The sequence below is a fragment of the Bradyrhizobium sp. BR 10289 genome, assembly GCF_019455385.1.
Lineage (GTDB): Bacteria > Pseudomonadota > Alphaproteobacteria > Rhizobiales > Xanthobacteraceae > Bradyrhizobium.
In genome coordinates this window covers 94,269-111,704 of sequence record NZ_JACOFR010000013.1, presented here as the reverse complement: position 1 = coordinate 111,704, position 17,436 = coordinate 94,269, and the positions used below count along the sequence as shown (strand labels likewise).

Here is a 17,436-nt window from a genome sequence, read left to right as displayed (position 1 = left end):
GCGGGCTTGCTGTCCTTCAGATCTGACCGAGGATCTTCTTCGCGGCGCGAAGATGCGGCTTGTCGATCATCTGGCCGTCGAGCCGCAGCGTGCCGGAGTTGGGATTGCTCGCGAAGGCCGCAATCACCTTCTCCGCCCATGTGCGCTCGGCGTCGGTCGGCTCGAATGCCGCATTGACGACATCGACATGCTTGGGATGGATCAGCGCCTTCGCCGAGAACCCGTCGCGCCGCGCGGCGCGCGTCTCCTGCTCCAGGCCGGCGAGATTGTCGATGTCGGTATAGACGGTGTCGATCGGCGCCACTTCGGCCGCGGCCGCCGCCATCAGACAGAGGTCGCGTGCGAGGCGGTACGGGCTGTGAAACACGCCGCCGCTCGCCTTCTCGGTCGCGCCCAGCGAGGCCGAGAGATCCTCCGCGCCCCACATCAGGCCGGCGAGGCGAGGGGAGCAGCCCTTGTAGCTGCCGAGCCCGAAGATCGAGCCGGCTGTCTCGGTCGCGACGCAGACGATGCGTGTCGCGCCGATCGTGATGCCGGATGCGGCTTCCAGCGCTTCGAGCCAGGTTGCGACTTGCCGCACGTCGTCGCCGCCTTGCGATTTCGGCAGCACGATGCCGTCAGGCCTGCCCGGCATCACCGCGGCGAGATCGGTCAGTGTCATGCCGGTGTCGAGCGCGTTGACGCGGACATAGAGCTGATGCGGGCCGGGGCGGCTCTTCAGCATCTGAAGCGTCAGTCCGCGCGCCTCCGGCTTCTTGTCGGTGACGACGGAATCCTCGAGATCGATGATCAGCGCGTCGGCCTTGCCTTCGCTCGCCTTCTCGAATTTGCGCGGGGAATCGCCCGGTACGAACAGCATCGAACGCATCAGACCGGCCTCTTGTGCATCATCGCCATGCGGCGGCATTTGCCGACGATCTCGTCGTTCTGGTTCAGAGCCTGATGCTCGAACTCGACGATGCCCGCCTTCGGGCGCGATTTGGATTCCCTCAACGAAAGCACCTTCGTCGTCGCCCGCAAGGTGTCGCCATGGAAGACCGGCTTCGGAAAGGTGACGTCGGTCATGCCGAGATTGGCGACGGTTGTGCCCATGGTCGTATCATAGACCGTCATGCCGATCATGATGCCGAGGGTGTAAAGGCTGTTGAAAATGCGCTGGCCGAATTCGGTCTTCTCGGAGAAATGCGCGTCGATATGCAGCGGCTGCGGGTTGAGCGTCAGCAGGCTGAACAGGGTATTGTCCATCTCCGTGACGGTCCGGGTCAGCGGATGCCTGAACTCCTGGCCTACGGAAAAGTCTTCGAAATAAAGTCCGGCCATCGCGGTTTCCTCCCTGTCTTGTTGCGATTTGGCCGGCGCGGCCTTCAAGGCGGCGCCGCCAGGTGAACTGCTTTCTGCTTCACGAGCCGGTCGATCTCGTCGGTCGAGAAGCCGGCCTCGCGCAAAATCTCGCGGCCGTGCTGGCCGAGCGTTGGTGCGGGCCCGGCCGGTTCCGGCTGGGTCACGCTCCAGGTCGAGGGCACGCGCATCTGGCGGATGCGGCCTTCCACGGGATGGTCGACGGTCCTGAAGAAGTCGATCGCCTTCAGATGCGGATCCTCGAGGATCGTCTCCAGCGTGTGCATCGGCATCACCGGAATGTCGGCGCGCTCCAGCAGCTCGCGCCATTCCGCGGTGGTGCGCGTCAGGAAGATGTGGCCGATCTCCTCGTAGATCTCGTCGATGTGCCTGGTGCGCGCCGCGTGGTTGGCAAAGCGCGGCTGCTCCAGGAAATGCGGCTGCCCGATCGCCTCGAAGAAGCTGCGCCAGTGCTTGTCGTTGTAGATGAGGACGCAGAGATGGCCGTCGCTGGTCTTGTAGGGTTTTCGATAACGCGACAGCAGGCGGGCGTAGCCGCCGTGGTCGAGCGGCGGATCGTAGGTGAGGCCGCCGAGATGGTCGACCAGCACGAACTCCGTCATGGATTCGAACATCGGCACGTCGATGCGCTGGCCGACGCCGGTGCGCTGCTGGTGCATCAAGCCGCCCATGATGGCGTTGACCATCACCAGGCCGACGATGCGGTCGGCGATGGTAACAGGGACGTAGCGCGGCGTGCCGTCTCCGGCGGCAGCCAGCAGCGTCGGGATGGTCGCCGCGCCCTGGATCAGATCATCGTACGCAGGCTTGGCGGCATAGGGGCCGGACTGGCCGTAGCCGAACGCGCCGACATAGACCAGCTGCGGATTGATCGCGGCCAGCGTCTCGTAGTCGAGCCCGAGCCGCGCCATCGCCTGTGGACGCACATTGTAGACCAGCGCGTTGGCGCTTTTCGCCAGCCGCAGCAGCGTGCCGCGTCCCTCTGGTTTCTTGAGGTCGAGCACGATACTGCGCTTGCCGCGATTGGCGTTGTGGAACATCCCGCCCATGCCGGGCGTGCGGCCGGGCCCGATCTGGCGAACGATGTCGCCCTCGGGGCTTTCGACCTTGATGACGTCCGCGCCCATGTCCGCCAGCACCTGGGTGCCGTAGGGGCCCATCAGCACCGAGGTCAGGTCGAGAATGGTGAAGCCGGCCAGCGGTCCCATGGGGTCTCGTGGGATGAATTCATATCCGTGGAGTTAGAGTTCATAAAACGCGGGTGTCAATTCCAGGTCTCCTTCCCACTACGCATGGCCACATGCACAATTCATATTCTTGACAGATAAATTCACATATATGTACATTTTTCCCAAGCAAGAAATGAGGCGAGGGGCCGGACGGTGCCGCAGCACGTCGCTGCTGCCTTCGGCGTGGGACGCGTCAGGGAGAACGAAATGAAGAAAAGTCTGGTCCGCGCCGCCACCGTGCTCGCGCTTTCGCTGCCGGTTTCGACACTGCCGACACAGGCGCTCGAGCTGAAGGTCGCCGACAGCTTCCCCGCCGGTCACTATCTCGTCCGCCTGATGCTCAAGCCCTGGATGGACGACGTCACCAAGCGCACCAACGGCGCGGTGACCTTCACCTATTATCCGAACCAGCAGATCGGCAAGGCGGCCGACATGCTGCGCCTGACGCAATCCGGCGTGGTCGACATCGGCTACATCGGCCCGTCCTATGTCTCGGACAAGATGCCGCTCTCGGAAGTCGCGCAATTGCCGGGCGCGTTCACGACCAGCTGCCAGGGCACGCTGGCTTACTGGAAGACCGCGCGCGAGGGCATTCTGGCCAGCCGCGAATACGCGCCGAACAAGATCAAGCTGCTGATGGCCGTGGTGCTGCCGCCCTATCAGGTGTGGACCGTGAAGTCGAAGGTCGAAGCCACCAAGGACATGCAGGGCCTGAAGCTGCGCACGACCGGCGGCGCGCAGGACCTGACCTTGCGTGCGCTCAACGCCGTGCCGGTGCGCATGGCCGCGCCCGATGCCTATGAGTCGCTGTCGCGCGGCACCATGGACGGCCTGCTGTTCCCGCTCGACAGCGTCGTGTCCTACGGTCTCGACAAGCTGGTCAAGCACGCCACCGAGGGTGTCAGCTTCGGCAGCTTCATCGTCGCCTATTCCATCAACCAGTCGGTCTGGGACAAGCTGCCGGATGACGTGAAGACCGCGATGAACGAGGCCTCGGAAGCAATCACGCCAAAGGCCTGCGCCGACGTCGATAAGGAAGGCGCAGTCACCAAGAAGCAGATGCAGGACGAGGGCGTCAGCTTCGATCCGCTGCCGGAGGCGACCCGCGCCGAGATCAAGGACAAGCTCAAGGGCGTCGGCAAGGAGTGGGCGAGCGGGCTCGACAGCCGCGGCAAGCAGGCCTCCGCCGCGCTGAAGGAGTTCGAGGATCTGCTCGCCGCCGGCGGCGCCAAGTAAAGCGACAGGCAATCCGGCAACAGGGAGGCGCTCAAGTGATCAAACGGGCAGGGGATGTGCTCGGCGCGCTGGAGCGCGCGCTGACTGTCATCGCGGTGGTGTTCATGTTCGTGATCATGCTGCTTGTCGTGGCCGACGTGTTCATGCGCTACGTGCTGAACGCTCCGTTCTCCTTCACCTATGATCTGATCGGGCTCTATCTCCTCGCTGGCGTGTTCTTCTTCACGCTGTCGGACGCGCTGCGCGAGCATGTCCATGTCGGCGTCGACATCCTGTTGTCGCGCTTCTCTCCGGCCGGGCGGCGGCTCTCCGAGATCGTCACGGCGCTCGCCGGCCTGTTCGTGTTCGTCCTGATCTGCAAGGTCGGGTTCGAGCGCGCGCTGGAGAATTACGAGCAGCACGACGTGCTGTCCGGCGCGATTCCCTGGCCGACCTGGCTCTCGGCGGCGCTGGTGCCGTTCGGCTGCGGCGTGCTGGTGCTGCGGCTGGCGCTCCAGCTTGCCGGCAATGTGCTGAGCCTCGTCAGCGGCCGCGACCTCTATCCGCTGCCGCCGGTGACCGGCGTCGGCGAAGCACGCGGCTTCGAGTAGCGGGCGATCTCCATGACACCTTTCATCGTTCTCGCCTTGCTGTTCGGCCTGCTCGCACTCGGCACGCCCGTCGGCTTCGCCATGGCTTTCTCCGGCTCGGTCGGCCTCGTCATGGTCGGCGGCTGGCCGACGCTATCAGGCATTTTGCAGACCGCGCCGCTCTCGACGGTCTCGGCCTACGAGCTGATCACCATTCCGATGTTTCTCCTGATGGCGGACCTCGTGCTGCTCTCGGGCGTCGCGGACGATCTGTTCAAGACCGCGTCAGCCTGGGTCGGCCGCATCCCTGGCGGCCTCGGCATGGCCACCGCGCTCGCCGGCGCCGGCTTCGGCGCGATCTGCGGGACCTCGACAGCGTCGGCGGCGACGCTGTCCTCGACCAGCCTTCCCGCGATGATCCGCCAGGGCTACGAGCCGAAGATGGCGGCCGGCGTGGTCGCGATCTCGGGCACGCTCTCGATGCTGCTGCCGACCAGCGTGGCGCTGGTCATCTTCGGCCTGCTCGCCGAGGTGAATATCGGCAAGCTCCTGATCAGCGGAATCGTGCCGGCGATCCTGGTGACCTTCACCATCATGGCCACGATCTATTTCCTGGTCTGGCAGGACCCTTCGCGCGCGCCAGCCGCGACGTCGGTGCCGTGGCGCGAGAAATTTGCGCTGCTGTGGCAGGTCTCGCCGATGGTGGTGCTGTTCTCGATCGTGACGGGCACGATCTATCTCGGCGTTGCGACCCCGACCGAAGCCTCCGCCTTCGGCGCGTTCGGCGCCTTTCTGCTGGCGATCGCCAAGGGTAAGATCACGCCGTCCTCGCTCTATCACACGCTGCTGCGCGCCAGCCACGGCACCTGCATGATCATCATGATCCTCGTGGGTGCCTCGATCTTCGGCTATTTCTTCACGCTCACCCACGTCACGCAGGACCTCGTTGCCTGGATCGGCAGCCTGCCCGCTTCGCGCTGGGTGATCATCACGCTGATCCTGTGCGGCTACATCGTGCTCGGCTCGTTCATGGATCAGATCGCAATCCTGGTGCTGACGGTGCCGATCGTGCTGCCGCTGATCAAGACGCTCGGCTTCGACCCGATCTGGTTCGGCGTCATCAAGATCGTCACCGCCGAGGTCGGCATGATCACGCCGCCGGTCGGGCTGAACTGCTTCATCGTCGCCCGTTACGCCAAGCGGCCCGTGGCGGAGGTGTTCCATGGCACGTTCCCGCACTTCATCGCGCACCTGATCGCGATCGCGATTTTGGTCGCGTTTCCGTCCATCATCCTCTGGCTGCCTTCGCAGATGGGGCGCTAGGATCGGAGCCCGGCTCCCAAAAAGGAGATCAAGAACATGGATTTCGCGCTCACCGATCAGCAGGAAGCCATTCGCGACGCCATCGCCAAGATCTGCGAAGGCTTTCCCGATGCTTATTGGCTGAAGAAAGATCACGACGGCGGCTTCCCTCATGACTTCCACAAGGCGCTGGCAGATGCCGGCTGGCTCGGTATCTGCGTGCCGGAAGAATATGGCGGCTCTGGGCTCGGCATCACCGAAGCGGCGATCATGATGCGCACCATCGCGGAATCCGGCGCGGGCATGTCGGGTGCGTCCGCAGTCCATATCAACGTGTTCGGCCTCAACCCCGTCGTCGTGTTCGGCACCGAGGAGCAACGCAAGCGCATGCTGCCACCGATGGTCGAGGGACGCGAGAAGGCGTGCTTTGCGGTCACCGAGCCCAACACCGGCCTCAACACCACCCAGCTCAAGACCCGTGCGGTGGCCAAGAACGACCGTTACATCGTCAACGGCCAGAAGGTGTGGATTTCCACCGCGCAGGTCGCGCACAAGATTTTGCTGCTCGCGCGCACCACGCCGCTCGAAGAAGTGCGCTCGCCGACCCACGGCCTCAGCCTGTTCTACACGGATTTCGATCGCAAGAGGATCAAGGTCCACGAGATCGAGAAGATGGGACGCAAGATCGTCGATTCCAACGAGCTGTTCTTCGAGGATTTTGAGATCCCGATGGAGGACCGCATCGGCGAAGAGGGCAAGGGTTTTCAGTACATCCTCGAAGGCATGAACCCCGAGCGTATCCTGATCGCGGCGGAAGCCGTTGGGCTGGGCAAGCTCGCGCTGTCGCGCGCGACCGAATACGCCAAGACGCGCACCGTGTTCAATCGTCCGATCGGCAAGAATCAGGGCATCCAGCATCCGCTGGCGGTGAATTGGGTCGAGCTCGAAGCCGCCTGGCTGATGGTGATGCAGGCGGCCTGGCAATACGACAAGGGCCTGCCGTGCGGGGCCGGCGCGAACGCCGCGAAATATTTTGCCGGCGAAGCCGGCTATCATGCCTGCGAGCAGGCGGTGATGACCCATGGCGGCTTCGGCTACGCCAAGGAATTCCACGTCGAGCGCTACTTGCGCGAAGTGCTGATCCCGCGTATCGCGCCGGTCAGCCCGCAGCTCGCACTGAGCTTCATCGCGGAAAAGGTGCTGGGGCTGGCGAAGTCGTACTGAGCCGGGCCATGCCCAGGGAAACACATGCGATCGACTTTTCGGGTCTGATCCGTGAGGGCGATCTCGTCGTGTGTGGGCAGGCGACGGCCGAGCCCATCACCCTGACCGAAGCGTTGATCGCGCAGGCGGCGCAGCTTCCGCCGTTTCGCATGATGATCGGGCCGGTGTTTTCGGAGACATTCTCGGCTACCTGTGCGCCAAACGTCTCTTTCCAGAGCTATGGTGTGATCGGCAATGCGCGCCGGCTCGCCAAAGCCGGGCGGCTCGATGTGATCCCAAGCAATTACAGCGCCTTCTGTGCCGATTTCGCCGCGCGCCGCTACAAGGCCGATGTCGTGCTGGTGCAGCTCGCGGAATCCGGCGCAAGGATCAGCGCCAGCCTCTCCAACGACTACGTCATTGACGCCGCGCGCGGCGCACGCCTCGTCATCGCCGAGGTCAATCCGGATGTGCCCTTGACGTTCGGCGCGGAATGGCCGGCCGAGGTGCCGATCCATCGGCGCGTGCCGGCCCGCCGTCCGCCGGTTGAACTGGCTTCGCCGCCGCTCGATGACGTTTCTCGGCGCATCGCGACCCACGCAGCGGGCCTGATCGCCGACGGCAGCACGCTCCAGTTCGGGGTGGGACGGATTCCGGACGCGATCCTGTCCTCGCTGTCCCACGCGCGCAATCTCGGCATCCATTCGGGCCTGATCAACGACGCCGTCGTCGACCTGATTGAGTGCGGCGCGGTCACGAATGCGGAGAAGGGGATCGATCCCGGCATCACCGTCACCAACCAGGTCATCGGCACCGAGCGGCTCTACCGCTTCGTGCACGAGAACAAGGCTGTTTCGGTGCGTCCGACTTCGTACACGCACGGCCAGGGCGTGCTGGCGCGCATCAACCGGCTGGTTGCGATCAATTCGGCGCTTCAGGTCGGGCTCGACGGCAGCGTCAATTCCGAGACGTTGAACGGCGTCGCGGTCGGTGCGATCGGCGGACAGCTCGATTTCGTGCGCGGCGCCAATGCCTCTCCTGGTGGTAGGGCGATCATCGCGCTGCCGGCGACGGCGTCCGGCGGAACCAGCCGGATCGTTGCCCGTGTCGAGACGGTGACGACGCCGCGTGCCGATGTCGATGCCATCGTGACCGAATGGGGTGTTGCCGAGCTGCGCGGCTGCGGGCTTGCCGAGCGGGCGCGCCGCATGATCGCGATCGCCGCGCCGGAGCATCGCGATGCTCTGTTGGCGCAGCTCCGGAAATAGGACGCACCTACTCGGTCGCGATCCGTTTCATGGCCATGCCGCGAAGCTTCGCACGCTGGATCTTGACGCCGTTGGCGCTGTCGGTGACCGGGAAGGCGTCGACGGCATAGATCCGGGCCGGCACCTTGTAGCCGGCGAGCCGTTCGCGCAGGCGCGCAATCAAAGCCTCCAATGGCGGTGGCTCTTTGGCCGGGATCACGAAGGCGACGCAGCGGGCGTTACCCTTCAGATCGACCGCGACGACCTGCGCGTCAGCGACGCCGGGGCAGGCTTTGAGCTCGTCCTCGATCTCGCCGGGCGCCACGAGGAAGCCGCCAAGGCGCATCGCGTCGCCGGCACGGGTCTCGTAGACGAAGGACCCGTCGCCGCGCAGCCGGCCGATGTCGCCGGTGCGGAAGAAGCCGTCCGCGGTGATCGCATCGCGCGTGGCATCCGGATTGTTGAAATAGCCGAGGAAGCGCGAGGGCGCGCTGATCTCGATCTCGCCGGAGACGCTGGGGGCTGCGAGCTCGCCGGTGTCAGCGTCGCGCACGCGCACCTGCGCCTCTGATGACATCGGCCAGCCGCCGCCCTCGATGCGATCGGCAAAGGCATCGCTTATGCGGGTGATCGAGAACAGCGCCTGCACCTCGCTCGATCCATAGAGGCCGAACAGCTTGATGCCGCGCGCCTCGGCCTCTGCGGCAAGCTCCCGCCAGCCGGGCTGGAACGCCGCGAAGCCGCAGACTTCGAGATGCGGGAACGGCCGCGGCGCATCGGTGAGGGCGAGGATGCGGCGGAACATCTCGTCGGAGCCGAAGGAGTGCGTGATCCTCTGCTCGCCGAGGATTTTGAGCGCAGGACCAGCCTCGAAAGCATCCAGCGCATGGATGGTTGCGCCGGCCGCGATGAAGCCGAGCAGGCTGGTCATGCCGAAGGTGCCGCAAAACGGTAGCATGGCCAGCAGGGAATGACGCTGTGGATCGAGCTCGAGTGCCCTGGCGACAGCGATGGCGTGGCTCGCCAGCGTCCGCTGCGAGTGCGCGACCAGCTTTGGTCCCTTGGTCGTGCCTGATGTGGTGTAGAGCAGCACCGGCAGATCGACGTCATTCTGGGCGGGCGGCACCGGCGAATAGGATCTGTCGAAGGCATCGAAGCGCACGCAGGGCCAGGGCGCGGGAATCGCATCCGCGCCGACCAATGCGAGCTTTTGCAGCGCGGGCACCTCGTCCTTGGCGACATCGGCGAGAATCGCGGCAAAGTCGATCGAACGGAAAGCGGCCTCGACCACCATCAGCTTTGCGCCAGACAGGCGAAGCAGGTGTGCGACTTCCGCGCTGCGGTAACGCGTATTGACGGCCGCGACGATGGCGCCGCGCCGGGCGGCGGCGAACAGCAGGGCGATCCACTCGATCCGGTTGACCAGCCAGACCGCGACGACGTCGCCCTTGTTGATGCCCTGCGCGGCAAGCCAGGCCGCAGTCTGCTCGACCTTCACGGAGAATTCCGTGCGCGAGACCGACGTGCCGTCGAACACGAAGGCCGGGTCGGCGGCTTCTGTCAGTATCAGCGATTGCAGCGAAAAGTCGGCGCTCATGGCAACCGGAGTAGCCCGATCGCGCAAACCTGTCTACTTGGTGCCGAACATCCGGTCGCCGGCATCGCCGAGGCCCGGCACGATGTAGCCGTGGTCGTTGAGCCGCTCATCGATCGCGGCGGTCCAGACCGGCACATCGGGATGTTCGTCCTGGAACTTCGCAACGCCCTCGGGTGCGGCCAGGAGACAGACGAAGCGGATGTCGCGGGCGCCGCGGTCCTTCAGCAGGGACGCGCCGGCGCAGGCCGAATTGCCGGTCGCCAGCATGGGGTCCATCAGGATCACGGTGCGGTCGGACAGGTCCTGCGGCGCCTTGAAGTAATATTCCACGGCCTGCAACGTCTCGGGGTCGCGATAGAGCCCGATATGGGCGATGCGCGCCGATGGCATCAGCGCCAGCATGCCGTCCAGGAAGCCGACGCCGGCGCGCAGGATCGGCGCCAGCGTGAGTTTCTTGCCGGCGATCTTCGGCGCCTGCATCGGTGAGATCGGCGTCTCGATGTCGACCAGCTCCAGCGGCAGGTCGCGCGTCACCTCGTAGCCGAGCAGCATCCCGATCTCGTTGAGGATTTCGCGAAAGCTCTTGGTCGAGCGGTCCTTCTCCCGCATCAGGGAGAGCTTGTGCTGGACCAGGGGGTGGGCGACGACGTTGACGCTGCTTGTGCTCATGAAACCGATCTACACGGTTCCGTGAGATTTCGCCAGATCGGCAAGTCTGTTCGCTCAAGCCTTTTTCCGCGGAAATAGGCGGCTCAGGCCGGCCCGGGCGACCGCACTTCAGGCCCGGCTGCTTGCCTCATAGGCAAGCCATGGTCAATTCGCGGTCGATCGCCTGCGGGCTAGATCCCAAGCCCGCGCGCGACGAGCGTGATGACGATCGTCAGCACCGCGCCCCAGACCAGGCTCAGCGTCATGGTCAGGACCGTCGTGGTGACGGCGTGCTCGAGATGTCCCTTGAGGAGGTGCACGTTACTTGTCCGTGGCCGGCGCAGCGCCGATGCGCAGGGCGAGCAGCAATACACCCATCAGCGCGGCCAGCATGGCGAGCTTGAACTTGATCATGGATTGGGCCTTGCCATGATGCGCGCCAGAAGCCGCTTCGCTGCCTGCGCCAGCACGATCAGGACATTGCCGCGGTTCTCGACGTCGAGCTCGATGGTGTCGGTGGGGAATACCAGCGCGCAGCGCGCGGGCGCGCTGTGACGATGCGCGAAATCGACCGCCGAGCTCTTGAACAGGAACAGGCCGCCGACGCGCCCGTTCGCTTCGCGCGCGACCCAGAGGCCGGCGCTGTTGCGTCCGATGAAGAAGGCGGGAATGGCGGTGCTGACGACGTCAGGATCGAGCGGCTTGAGGGTTGCCATGTCGGGCCGGTGACGGGACGCCTGAAGCGCGATTGCGGCCATCGCGGCGTCTTCACACATCTGCAAGGTCATGGGAGCCTCCCGGCCGATCAGCCGTGCATGTGCCAGACATAGATCGCGGTCCTCAGCGCGATCAGGGCGGTGAGCACGCTGCCCATCGAGAACAGCGTGCGCGCGCCGAGCGCGAGGCGCTTGAGCTGGGCCTTGCGCGCGGTCGAGATTCGCGGCGAGCCCGCATCGAAGGGGCGGTCAAGGCCATGTGTCAGGATCGACATTCTGTAAGTCCTTATCTGGTGCGGCGAGGTGGCCGTTCCGATCATGCCTTCCAGGATGATGACCGCTGCGTAGGATTGCGAGATGAGTGCCGAGGGCGCCGCATAGGAATGTCATAAGTGGCGCGAGGCGTCAGGCGCCGACGCTGTCGATCAGCTCCTCGTCGGCGATCGCGGCGAAGGCCCCGAGCAGGACGACGCGCACGGCGAAGCGCAATCACCCGTGCCGGGCTCAGGGTCCGCGGTATGTTCGAAGATGGCGGCAAGGTGTAAACCTGTCCGGCCGGCTCAGCTGAAATTCTCGCAAGCTGCCGGCTGGTAGAGCGGATCCAGCGCGGGGCGCACGGTCGGGACGCTTGGCCGCGACGCCTCGACGGCCAGCGCCTGAACCTCGACGAACGCCGAGAGCAAGGCCAGCGCGAGGTCGCCATGGCAGCCTTCGACCGCCGCATCGAGCCAATCCGGCAATTCGCGCTCCCGCGAGAGCGCGCAGTGCCATTCACCTTCGTCATAGGCGATGCGGCGGACGCGCCACCGCGGCAGCTCGAGCTCCATCAGCGTCAATGCCGCATCGGTCCAGGCCTCCGCATCGATCAGATGCGAGAGGCGCGCCGCGCGCTCGCTCTGCCCGAGCAACGGGACGCGCCGGCAGCTCTTGTCGATGATTTCGAGCATCAGCGGCCGCGTCACGGCCTGCGTATGTCGCAAGCGGTCGCCGAGTGACGGCAGATCGTGGTGTCGGAGAGCAACATTCATGTCAGGCCTCCTGGGATTGGCGTCGGTCAGTCGGCCGGCTTGCCCAAGCTGGCTGGAACGGCATTTGAAAACCAGATGAGGAGGGGGCACGAGGTATAGGAATTTCATAAGTGTGGGGATGGATCCCGGATCGGCGCTTCGCATGTCCGGGACGACAGCGGAGGTGGCCTCGCGCGTTGTGCTCGAACGCGTTCCAGCCCCCCAGCCCTTTATGGGATTCCTATAAGGTCGCCATAGGGCTCATCTCGAAAACCTATGCGCGTGATGGCACCTCAGCGCAGTGAAACTTCCGGCCGATTGCCGGAAGCATGCATTGTACTGGCGCAGCGGCCGGCCGGGATCCAGAAGCGGTAACGCCCGGATATCGTCGCGCAACGAGGAGAACTCTCCATGATGGACATTCTGATGCTGGCGCTGGGCTTCGCCTTCTTCGCCCTGGCGATCGGCTACACCTATGCCTGCGAACGGCTGTGAAGGAGCGGACCATGATCTTCGATTATGCGCTCGCGGGCGTCGTCTCGTTCGGCCTGCTGGTCTACCTCACCTATGCATTGCTGCGGCCCGAGCGGTTCTGAGCCGTGCTCGTCATTGTGAAATTGCTGCTGGCCGACGCCGTACTCGTCACCGGCCTTCTCGCGCTGCTCCTGCCGCTCCTGCGGACGCAAAGTCCGAAGGGTTGCACAAAGTCTGAAGGGTTCATGCCATGACTATGATCGGTTGGCTCCAGATCATTCTCTACTGCGTCATCGTCGTCGCGCTGACCAAGCCTCTCGGCTGGTACATGACGCGCGTCTTCAACGGCGAGCGGACGTTGCTGTCGCCGGTGCTGCGTCCGATCGAGGCCGGCATCTACTGGATTTCCGGCGTCGACGAGAGGCGCGAGCAGCATTGGCTGACCTATACGGTCGCCATGTTGCTGTTCCATGTCGGCGGCTTCCTCATCATCTACGGCGTGATGCGGCTCCAGGCCGTGCTGCCGTTCAATCCGGCCGGACAGTCGGCGGTCGCCGAGGATCTCTCCTTCAACACGGCGATCTCCTTCATCACCAACACCAACTGGCAGAACTACGGCGGCGAGAGCACGATCTCTTATCTCGTGCAGATGCTCGGCCTGACGCACCAGAACTTCCTGTCGGCTGCCACTGGTATCGCGTTGGCAGTCGCCCTGATCCGGGGCTTCTCGCGGGCCTCGATGCGCACGGTCGGCAATTTCTGGGTCGACGTCACCCGCACCACGCTCTATGTGCTACTGCCGATCTGCGTGGTCTACACGCTGTTCCTGGTCTGGCAGGGCATCCCGCAGACGCTCGGTGACTATGTCGAGGCCACCACGCTCGAGGGTGCCAAGCAGACCATCGCGGTCGGCCCGGTGGCCTCCCAGGTCGCGATCAAGATGCTGGGCACCAATGGCGGCGGCTTCTTCAACGCCAACGCCGCGCACCCCTTCGAGAACCCGACCGCGCTGTCGAACTTCGTGCAGATGCTGTCGATCTTCACGCTCGGCGCCGCCCTGACCAACGTGTTCGGCCGCATGGTCGGCAACCAGCGCCAGGGTTTTGCGATCCTCGCCGTGATGGGCGTGCTCTTCGTCGCCGGCGTTGCCGTGACCTATTGGGCGGAAGCCAGCGGCACCTCGACGCTGCAGGCGCTCGGCCTCACCGGCGGCAACATGGAGGGCAAGGAAGTCCGCTTCGGCATCGTTGCGTCCTCGCTGTTCGCCGTGATCACCACCGCGGCCTCCTGCGGCGCGGTCAACGCCATGCATGACAGCTTCACCGCGCTCGGCGGCATGATCCCGTTGATCAACATGCAGCTCGGCGAGATCATCATCGGCGGCGTCGGTGCTGGCCTCTATGGCATGCTGCTGTTCGTCGTGCTCGCGATCTTCGTGGCGGGCCTGATGGTCGGCCGCACGCCGGAATATGTCGGCAAGAAGATCGAGGCGCGCGAGGTCAAGATGGCGATGCTCGCGATCCTGGTGCTGCCGCTGATGTATCTCGGCTGGACCGCGGTCGGCGTGGTCTATCCGGCGGCGGTCGCCTCGATGGCCAATGCCGGCCCACACGGCTTCACCGAGGTGCTCTACGCGTTTACCTCGGCGACCGGCAACAACGGCTCGGCTTTCGCAGGCCTCACCGGCAACACCTTATTCTACAACCTCACGCTCGCCAGCGCGATGTTCGTCGGCCGCTTCTTCATGATCGTCCCGGCGATGGCGATCGTGGGCTCGCTCGCGGCCAAGAAATCGATCCCGCCATCGGCCGGCACGTTCCCGACTACGGGCGGGCTGTTCGTCGGTCTCGTCGTCGGCGTGATCCTGATCATCGGCGGCCTGACGTTCTTCCCCGCGCTCGCGCTCGGTCCGATCGTCGAACACCTCGCGATGAATGCCGCTCAAGTGTTCTGATCGAACCTTTTCCGATTGTTTGGAGTGACCTCCATGGATACGATGAAACTGCAAAAACGCGCCCCGATGTCGGCGATGCTCGATCCCAAGATCGTGCTCCCCGCGATCAGGGCCTCCTTCGCCAAGCTCGACCCGCGGCTGATGGTGAAAAATCCCGTGATGTTCGTGGTCGAGATCGTGGCCGCGCTCACCACCGTGATCTTCCTGCGCGACCTCGTCACGGGCGGTGCCGGTCTCGGCTTCACCTTCCAGATCATCCTCTGGCTCTGGTTCACGGTGCTGTTCGCCAACTTCGCCGAGGCCGTGGCCGAAGGCCGCGGCAAGGCGCAGGCGGACTCGCTGCGCAAGACCCGCACCGAGAGCCAGGCCAAGCTCCTGACCGGTGCCGGACAGGCGTTCAAGCTGGTGCCGGGCACCAGCCTGAAGGTCGGCGACATCGTGCTGGTCGAGGCGGGCGACACCATCCCGTCAGACGGCGAGGTGATCGAGGGTGTCGCCTCCGTCAACGAGGCCGCGATCACCGGTGAATCCGCGCCTGTCATTCGCGAATCCGGCGGCGACCGTTCGGCCGTCACGGGCGGCACGCAGGTGCTGTCGGACTGGATCCGCGTCCGCATCACGGCAGCGCAGGGCTCGACCTTCATCGATCGCATGATCAAGCTGGTCGAGGGCGCCGAGCGGGCCAAGACGCCGAACGAGATCGCGCTCAACATCCTGCTCGCCGGCCTCACCATCATCTTCGTGTTCGCCACCGTCACCATTCCGAGCTATGCCGCCTATGCCGGCGGCTCGATCTCGGTGATCGTGCTGGTCGCGCTGTTCGTGACGCTGATCCCGACCACGATCGGTGCACTGCTCTCGGCGATCGGCATCGCCGGCATGGACCGTCTCGTCCGCTTCAACGTGCTGGCGATGTCCGGCCGCGCGGTGGAGGCCGCCGGCGATGTCGACACGCTGCTGCTGGACAAGACCGGCACCATCACGCTCGGCAACCGCCAAGCGACCGCCTTCCGTCCCGTCCGTGGCGTCACCGAGCAGGAGCTGGCGGACGCCGCCCAGCTCGCCTCGCTCGCCGACGAGACCCCGGAAGGCCGCTCCATCGTCGTGCTGGCAAAGGAGATGTACGGCATTCGCGGCCGCGACATGGCCGAGCTCGGTGCCACCTTCGTCCCGTTCACGGCGCAGACCCGCATGAGCGGCGTCGATGCCGGCGGCTCGTCGGTGCGCAAGGGCGCGGTCGATGCCATGCTCAACTATGTCGGCGGCGGCGCGCCGCTGGCCGTTGCCTCCGGCAACACGGCGCGTGCGATGCAGCCCGCCGCGCTCTCGGACGTCGGCCGCGAGATCCAGACCATTGCCGACGAGATCTCCAAGGCCGGCGGCACGCCGCTGGCGGTGGCGAAGGATGGAAAGCTGCTCGGCGTCATCCAGCTCAAGGACATCGTCAAGGGCGGCATCCGCGAGCGTTTTGCCGAGCTGCGCCGCATGGGCATCCGCACCATCATGATCACCGGCGACAACCCGATGACGGCTGCCGCGATCGCAGCGGAAGCCGGCGTCGACGACTTCCTGGCGCAGGCAACGCCCGAGGACAAGCTCAAGCTGATCCGCGACGAGCAGGCCAAGGGTAAGCTGGTCGCCATGTGCGGCGACGGCACCAACGACGCGCCGGCACTCGCCCAGGCCGACGTCGGTGTCGCCATGAACACCGGCACGCAGGCCGCCCGCGAGGCCGGCAACATGGTCGATCTCGACTCCAACCCGACCAAGCTGATCGAGGTGGTCGAGATCGGCAAGCAGCTGTTGATGACGCGCGGTGCGCTCACGACCTTCTCGATCGCCAACGACGTCGCAAAATACTTTGCGATCATCCCGGCGATGTTCCTGGCGTTCTACCCGCAGCTCAACGTGCTCAACGTCATGAATCTGTCGAGCCCGCAGAGCGCCATCCTGTCGGCAATCATCTTCAATGCGCTGATCATCATCGGCCTGATCCCGCTGGCGCTGAAGGGCGTCGCCTACCGCGCGGTCGGTGCCGGCGCGCTGCTCCGCCGCAACCTCCTGATCTACGGGCTCGGCGGCATCGTCATCCCCTTCATCGGTATCAAGGCGATCGACCTCGTCGTCGTCGCCCTGCACCTGGCCTGACCCATCGTCATTGCGAGCGAAGCGAGGCAATCCAGAAATGTTTCCACGGTTGACGGCCTGGATTGCTTCGTCGCTTCGCTCCGCGCAATGACGAAAGTATTCGGAGAAAACACATGCTCAGAGAAATCCGCCCCGCCATCGTCCTGCTGCTGGTGCTCACCGCCATCACGGGCATCGCCTATCCGCTCGCGATGACCGCCATCGCCGGCGCGATTTTTCCCGCGCAGGCGCAAGGCAGCCTGATCGAGAAGGACGGCAAGGTCGTCGGCTCCGCCCTGATCGGACAGGAGTTCAAGGACGACAAATATTTCCACGGCCGCCTGTCGGCGACGCTGGCGCCCGACCCCAATGATTCGACCAAGACGGTTTCGGCGCCCTACAACGCCGCCAATTCCGGCGGCTCCAATCTCGGCCCGACCAGCAAGGCGCTGGCCGACCGGCTGAAGGAGGACGTGGACGAGCTGAAAGCCGAGAATCCGAACGCCGCCGTGCCGGTCGATCTCGTGACCACCTCTGCCAGCGGCCTCGACCCCGATATCTCGCCGGAAGCCGCGCAATTCCAGGTACCGCGCGTGGCGAAGGCCCGGAATATGCCGGAGGACGCGGTGAAGCAGCTCGTGGCCTCCAACGTCCAGGGTCGTTTTCTCGGCTTGCTGGGCGAACCGCACGTTAACGTATTGGCCTTGAACCTCGCGCTCGATCGCGCCGCCGCGAAGTAGCGGTCTAGGCTCGCGGCGTTGCTATGAT

Annotated in this window: 18 protein-coding genes; 9 read left to right on the top strand and 9 right to left on the bottom strand. The window is 65.0% G+C overall.

Features of this window, described 5'->3' with window-relative positions; translation table 11 throughout:
• Window positions 1-16: 16 nt before the first annotated feature.
• Genes HYH08_RS21725 through HYH08_RS21715 form a run of 3 tightly spaced genes read right to left on the bottom strand, consistent with a single transcriptional unit; the run spans window position 17 to window position 2,567 of the window.
• The gene (locus tag HYH08_RS21725; protein ID WP_220011851.1) at window positions 17-868 is read right to left on the bottom strand and encodes an HpcH/HpaI aldolase/citrate lyase family protein; all 852 of its coding nucleotides are present in this window, start codon (window positions 866-868) and stop codon (window positions 17-19) included.
• Complete coding sequence (locus HYH08_RS21720; protein ID WP_349631454.1) at window positions 868-1,368, bottom strand: MaoC family dehydratase; 501 nt, start codon at window positions 1,366-1,368, stop codon at window positions 868-870. The genes HYH08_RS21725 and HYH08_RS21720 overlap by 1 nt, the downstream gene beginning before the upstream one ends.
• On the bottom strand, window positions 1,365-2,567 hold the full coding sequence (locus tag HYH08_RS21715) for a CaiB/BaiF CoA transferase family protein (RefSeq protein WP_220011849.1): 1,203 nt from the start codon (window positions 2,565-2,567) through the stop codon (window positions 1,365-1,367). The genes HYH08_RS21720 and HYH08_RS21715 overlap by 4 nt, the downstream gene beginning before the upstream one ends.
• A 228-nt stretch (window positions 2,568-2,795) precedes the next feature.
• On the opposite strand from HYH08_RS21715, the gene HYH08_RS21710 reads away from it, so the two are divergent.
• Genes HYH08_RS21710 through HYH08_RS21690 form a run of 5 tightly spaced genes read left to right on the top strand, consistent with a single transcriptional unit; the run spans window position 2,796 to window position 8,166 of the window.
• Window positions 2,796-3,824: a TRAP transporter substrate-binding protein gene (locus tag HYH08_RS21710; RefSeq protein ID WP_220011848.1), complete on the top strand. Its 1,029-nt coding sequence runs from the start codon at window positions 2,796-2,798 to the stop codon at window positions 3,822-3,824.
• Window positions 3,825-3,859: 35 nt separating this feature from the next.
• On the top strand, window positions 3,860-4,414 hold the full coding sequence (locus HYH08_RS21705) for a TRAP transporter small permease (RefSeq protein WP_220011847.1): 555 nt from the start codon (window positions 3,860-3,862) through the stop codon (window positions 4,412-4,414).
• A gap of 12 nt (window positions 4,415-4,426) precedes the next feature.
• On the top strand, window positions 4,427-5,716 hold the full coding sequence (locus HYH08_RS21700; RefSeq protein ID WP_220011846.1) for a TRAP transporter large permease: 1,290 nt from the start codon (window positions 4,427-4,429) through the stop codon (window positions 5,714-5,716).
• Window positions 5,717-5,752: 36 nt separating this feature from the next.
• Window positions 5,753-6,919, top strand: coding sequence for an acyl-CoA dehydrogenase family protein (locus tag HYH08_RS21695; RefSeq protein WP_220011845.1), 1,167 nt, complete (start codon window positions 5,753-5,755; stop codon window positions 6,917-6,919).
• A gap of 8 nt (window positions 6,920-6,927) precedes the next feature.
• Complete coding sequence (locus HYH08_RS21690; protein WP_220011844.1) at window positions 6,928-8,166, top strand: acetyl-CoA hydrolase/transferase family protein; 1,239 nt, start codon at window positions 6,928-6,930, stop codon at window positions 8,164-8,166.
• A gap of 7 nt (window positions 8,167-8,173) precedes the next feature.
• On the opposite strand, the gene HYH08_RS21685 is transcribed toward HYH08_RS21690, so the two are convergent.
• From HYH08_RS21685 to HYH08_RS21665, 6 genes are all read right to left on the bottom strand, one after another.
• On the bottom strand, window positions 8,174-9,742 hold the full coding sequence (locus HYH08_RS21685) for an AMP-binding protein (protein ID WP_220011843.1): 1,569 nt from the start codon (window positions 9,740-9,742) through the stop codon (window positions 8,174-8,176).
• Window positions 9,743-9,775: 33 nt separating this feature from the next.
• A complete protein-coding gene (upp, locus tag HYH08_RS21680; RefSeq protein ID WP_220011842.1) occupies window positions 9,776-10,411 on the bottom strand; it encodes a uracil phosphoribosyltransferase in 636 nt (211 codons plus the stop codon).
• 170 nt (window positions 10,412-10,581) lie between these two features.
• Window positions 10,582-10,710, bottom strand: coding sequence for a hypothetical protein (locus HYH08_RS37705; protein WP_283844161.1), 129 nt, complete (start codon window positions 10,708-10,710; stop codon window positions 10,582-10,584).
• Window positions 10,711-10,800: 90 nt separating this feature from the next.
• Window positions 10,801-11,178 (bottom strand): hypothetical protein, encoded by a 378-nt coding sequence (locus tag HYH08_RS21675; RefSeq protein ID WP_220011841.1) that lies wholly within the window; start codon window positions 11,176-11,178, stop codon window positions 10,801-10,803.
• Window positions 11,179-11,195: 17 nt separating this feature from the next.
• Window positions 11,196-11,381 (bottom strand): hypothetical protein, encoded by a 186-nt coding sequence (locus HYH08_RS21670; protein ID WP_220011840.1) that lies wholly within the window; start codon window positions 11,379-11,381, stop codon window positions 11,196-11,198.
• 285 nt (window positions 11,382-11,666) lie between these two features.
• On the bottom strand, window positions 11,667-12,134 hold the full coding sequence (locus HYH08_RS21665; RefSeq protein ID WP_220011839.1) for a hypothetical protein: 468 nt from the start codon (window positions 12,132-12,134) through the stop codon (window positions 11,667-11,669).
• A 485-nt stretch (window positions 12,135-12,619) separates the two neighbouring features.
• Here HYH08_RS21665 and HYH08_RS21660 point away from each other — a divergent pair, with 485 nt between their 5' ends.
• The 4 genes from HYH08_RS21660 to HYH08_RS21645 all read left to right on the top strand — a co-directional run bounded on the left by HYH08_RS21660 (window position 12,620) and on the right by HYH08_RS21645 (window position 17,408).
• Entirely contained in the window at window positions 12,620-12,709 is a 90-nt protein-coding gene (locus tag HYH08_RS21660) for a K(+)-transporting ATPase subunit F (RefSeq protein WP_212234662.1), read from the top strand.
• A gap of 128 nt (window positions 12,710-12,837) precedes the next feature.
• Window positions 12,838-14,541 (top strand): potassium-transporting ATPase subunit KdpA, encoded by a 1,704-nt coding sequence (kdpA, locus tag HYH08_RS21655; protein ID WP_220011838.1) that lies wholly within the window; start codon window positions 12,838-12,840, stop codon window positions 14,539-14,541.
• A gap of 33 nt (window positions 14,542-14,574) precedes the next feature.
• On the top strand, window positions 14,575-16,689 hold the full coding sequence (kdpB, locus tag HYH08_RS21650; protein ID WP_220011837.1) for a potassium-transporting ATPase subunit KdpB: 2,115 nt from the start codon (window positions 14,575-14,577) through the stop codon (window positions 16,687-16,689).
• 113 nt (window positions 16,690-16,802) lie between these two features.
• Window positions 16,803-17,408: a K(+)-transporting ATPase subunit C gene (locus HYH08_RS21645; protein WP_220011836.1), complete on the top strand. Its 606-nt coding sequence runs from the start codon at window positions 16,803-16,805 to the stop codon at window positions 17,406-17,408.
• Window positions 17,409-17,436: the final 28 nt, after the last annotated feature.

What these genes read in the sequence shown, in the direction of transcription:
- HYH08_RS21725 (WP_220011851.1), bottom strand. Translation starts at nt 868, where the DNA reads ATGCGTTCGATGCTGTTCGTACCGGGCGATTCCCCGCGCAAATTCGAG.
- HYH08_RS21715 (WP_220011849.1), bottom strand. Translation starts at nt 2,567, where the DNA reads ATGGGACCGCTGGCCGGCTTCACCATTCTCGACCTGACCTCGGTGCTG.
- HYH08_RS21710 (WP_220011848.1), top strand. Translation starts at nt 2,796, where the DNA reads ATGAAGAAAAGTCTGGTCCGCGCCGCCACCGTGCTCGCGCTTTCGCTG.
- HYH08_RS21700 (WP_220011846.1), top strand. Translation starts at nt 4,427, where the DNA reads ATGACACCTTTCATCGTTCTCGCCTTGCTGTTCGGCCTGCTCGCACTC.
- HYH08_RS21695 (WP_220011845.1), top strand. Translation starts at nt 5,753, where the DNA reads ATGGATTTCGCGCTCACCGATCAGCAGGAAGCCATTCGCGACGCCATC.
- HYH08_RS21690 (WP_220011844.1), top strand. Translation starts at nt 6,928, where the DNA reads ATGCCCAGGGAAACACATGCGATCGACTTTTCGGGTCTGATCCGTGAG.
- HYH08_RS21685 (WP_220011843.1), bottom strand. Translation starts at nt 9,742, where the DNA reads ATGAGCGCCGACTTTTCGCTGCAATCGCTGATACTGACAGAAGCCGCC.
- upp (WP_220011842.1), bottom strand. Translation starts at nt 10,411, where the DNA reads ATGAGCACAAGCAGCGTCAACGTCGTCGCCCACCCCCTGGTCCAGCAC.
- HYH08_RS21675 (WP_220011841.1), bottom strand. Translation starts at nt 11,178, where the DNA reads ATGACCTTGCAGATGTGTGAAGACGCCGCGATGGCCGCAATCGCGCTT.
- HYH08_RS21670 (WP_220011840.1), bottom strand. Translation starts at nt 11,381, where the DNA reads ATGTCGATCCTGACACATGGCCTTGACCGCCCCTTCGATGCGGGCTCG.
- HYH08_RS21665 (WP_220011839.1), bottom strand. Translation starts at nt 12,134, where the DNA reads ATGAATGTTGCTCTCCGACACCACGATCTGCCGTCACTCGGCGACCGC.
- HYH08_RS21660 (WP_212234662.1), top strand. Translation starts at nt 12,620, where the DNA reads ATGATCTTCGATTATGCGCTCGCGGGCGTCGTCTCGTTCGGCCTGCTG.
- kdpA (WP_220011838.1), top strand. Translation starts at nt 12,838, where the DNA reads ATGACTATGATCGGTTGGCTCCAGATCATTCTCTACTGCGTCATCGTC.
- kdpB (WP_220011837.1), top strand. Translation starts at nt 14,575, where the DNA reads ATGGATACGATGAAACTGCAAAAACGCGCCCCGATGTCGGCGATGCTC.
- HYH08_RS21645 (WP_220011836.1), top strand. Translation starts at nt 16,803, where the DNA reads ATGCTCAGAGAAATCCGCCCCGCCATCGTCCTGCTGCTGGTGCTCACC.